This window comes from Arthrobacter sp. CAN_A2, from assembly GCF_015752045.1.
Taxonomy (GTDB): domain Bacteria; phylum Actinomycetota; class Actinomycetes; order Actinomycetales; family Micrococcaceae; genus Arthrobacter_D.
In genome coordinates this window covers 1-2,647 of the sequence record NZ_JADOUS010000049.1, presented here as the reverse complement: position 1 = coordinate 2,647, position 2,647 = coordinate 1, and the positions used below count along the sequence as shown (strand labels likewise).

Below are 2,647 nucleotides of genomic sequence, written 5' to 3'. Positions count from 1 at the left end.
ACAATTATCGATCCCGTATCCTGCTTACCAGTGCCACCCGGACGGCGGCATGACACTCACCTCAGCACGCCATTCCCCACGAACCGTGAAGAGCCTGTAAAGGTCGTCCCGCCGGACGCCCGCGGCGAGAAGGTCCTTCGCCTGGCGATCGGTGTCCTGCGCCCGGGTGGAAACCCTCGCATAACCAATCAACTTGCCCATATGCCGATTCCGTCCCAAAAGTGTCTCGCAACCAACGCCTGCGTCACCAGAACCAGCGACCCGTTGAAACACATAGTAGCAAGACAGTCAGACCGGTGGAGCGGCGGGGTGTGACTGTTAGCCAGGAATGGCGGTTAATCGCAGCTTCAGTTGGCGGTCCTGTCGTCCTATTGGCGATCGCTCACCCGACATTGCCAGTGATGTTTGCTTCAGTGTGGGCTGGCCGCGTTTTTTTGAAGTGCGGTAACGACGTTTCGGACGGCTGCCCGGTGTAGAGCTTCGGGTCGGCAAAGGATGTCCACGCGCCTGGCTAGATGTAGATCGCTGAGCGGTTTGAGAACTATTCCGCTGTCGGGGCGAGGTGCGGCAGTGTAGCGAGGCATCAATGCCACCGCAGGGCAGGCAGAGACGATTGCGGCCGCGATAAAGAATTCGTTAATGTGATGCGTGACCCGTAAAGGTTTGCCTGCGTGCACAGCGATGCTTTCCAACGCGGGGACCAGAGGGAATCCATCCTGAACCGAAATCCATTCCTCCTCCGCCAGATCCATGACACTGACCATAAATTGATCGGCTAGACGATGCCGCACAGACATGGCAACGTCCAACGGCTCACGCACCAGTGGCAGCACGGTGACCGTTGCAGGCCAAGGTGCGCTGTGCTCAAGGCGATGGGCGATCACCAGATCGAAGTCGGCCGCCAGCGCAGGAAAGTCATCTTGACCCACATCCCGATCGTGACAGGCCACGCTCGGTTGACTGGTCCCCAGCATCGAGGTGAGGAGCGGACCGAAATAGGTCAGTCCCGCACTGTTGAAAGCACAGATACTCACCACCCCACCGGGATCTTGCATATAGTCACTGACCGCTTGTTCCGCAGAACTCATCGCCACACCAATATCGACCGCTGCCCTCGCAAGCGCCTGCCCGGCACCAGTGAGAACAAGATTCCGGCCACGGCGCTCCGTCAAAGCGACACCCACACCGCGCTGCAAAGCACTCAACTGCTGCGACACCGCGGACGCTGAAACATGCGACGCCCTTGCCACTGCAGCAAGACTGCCCCGCTCTCCCAACTCGCGCAACAACTTCAACTGGGTCATATCCATAAGGCCAGACTAAACCGACGCTTCACAAGTTGCCACCTAGTCTTACTGGTCGGAACCAGCAACACTGAATAAGTGCCCCAATCTCAAACACCTGTCCCTTCCGACGCGGCGCCCACCCTTCGCTCCGAAGGCCCCCGATCAAGCGTGTCCTTCCTCTCCACGCACAAAGTGGATCTGCTCCTACTCCTCGTTGCGATCGTTTGGGGTAGTAGCTACCTCGCCGCGAAATCACTTACCGATACCGTCGACGTCACCGTCATCCTAGCGTTTCGCTTCCTCATCACGACCATTGCATTGGCCGGGACCTGGCTGATCTGGAAACGACGACGATTTAGCCGACGGGAAGGTCTTGTCGGCGCGGTGCTCGGTCTCACTCAAGCAGCAGTGTTGATCCTGGAAACCTATGGGATCGCCGGCACCAGCGCCACCAACGCCGGGCTGATCATCAGCTTGGTCATCGTCTTCACCCCCATCACGGAAAGCATCGCGTTCCGCACAAAAGTGCCTCGACAGATATTCATCGCTGGGGTGATCGCCGTCGTCGGGGTATGCCTCCTTGTTTCAGGCGACGGGTTCGCCATGCCCACGCTCGGGGATCTGTTGATGCTCGCAGCAGCGATCGTGCGATCAGCACACGTAACAGCGGTGTCCGCTCTCACCAAAGGACGCGACTATAATCCCCTGAATCTCACACTGATCCAAAGCGCTGTCTGCGCACTCCTTTACACGGTCGCCGACCACAACGCAGTGCTCGACGCCGTGGGATCCTTCACGGGACAAGAATGGCTTGGCGTGCTCTACCTTGGCCTGGCCTGCAGTGTCTTCGCCTTTCTCGTCCAGACCTGGGCTATCCAACAAACCTCAGCTTCACGGGCGAGCCTTCTCATGGGCACCGAACCCATCTGGGCGGTCCTCATCGGCATCACCATTGGCCACGACACACTCGCCCTCCCCGGAATTGCGGGCGCCACACTCATCGTCACCGGTCTCTACCTTGGACTACGAGCCGAAACGCGCCACCGAACCACACAAACGCCTCCGCTACTTCACCCGACAAACCCCACGGGCGGGGCATAACGGACGGGCAAATAACTATCGACAGGGCGACGTCCCACACCGTGACTGTTTCGCCCCGCGGAAACGGGACCTGGAGATTGGATAACAGGAGGTTTTGGCCTATGCAGACCCACGTATGAATTTGCACGACTTTCAGTCGCCGTGGGGGGGATCCCGGACCGTAACGGGCTCTTGGTAATTGAGAGTGCAGGCGGAGTGGTCGGGGTGGGGCGCGTCGGTGGCGGGATAGAGGTCGAGGCCTTCCGATGATGGGAGTTCCT

General features: G+C 59.2%; 2 protein-coding genes and 1 pseudogene. 1 reads left to right on the top strand and 2 read right to left on the bottom strand.

Annotation, left to right across the window (positions count from 1 at the left end; translation table 11 throughout):
* Positions 1–96 precede the first annotated feature (96 nt).
* Positions 97–201, bottom strand: a pseudogene (locus IWX63_RS16895) (recombinase family protein); the annotation flags it as partial.
* A gap of 209 nt (positions 202–410) precedes the next feature.
* Positions 411–1,310 (bottom strand): LysR family transcriptional regulator, encoded by a 900-nt coding sequence (locus IWX63_RS16455; RefSeq protein WP_199279229.1) that lies wholly within the window; start codon positions 1,308–1,310, stop codon positions 411–413.
* Positions 1,311–1,454: 144 nt separating this feature from the next.
* On the opposite strand from IWX63_RS16455, the gene IWX63_RS16450 reads away from it, so the two are divergent.
* Positions 1,455–2,387, top strand: a complete 933-nt coding sequence (locus IWX63_RS16450) for a DMT family transporter (protein ID WP_199279228.1) — start codon at positions 1,455–1,457, stop codon at positions 2,385–2,387.
* The last annotated feature ends 260 nt before the right edge of the window (positions 2,388–2,647 follow it).

Excerpts from the sequence above, each read along its gene's own strand:
- IWX63_RS16455 (WP_199279229.1), bottom strand. The coding sequence starts at position 1,310 with ATGGATATGACCCAGTTGAAGTTGTTGCGCGAGTTGGGAGAGCGGGGC.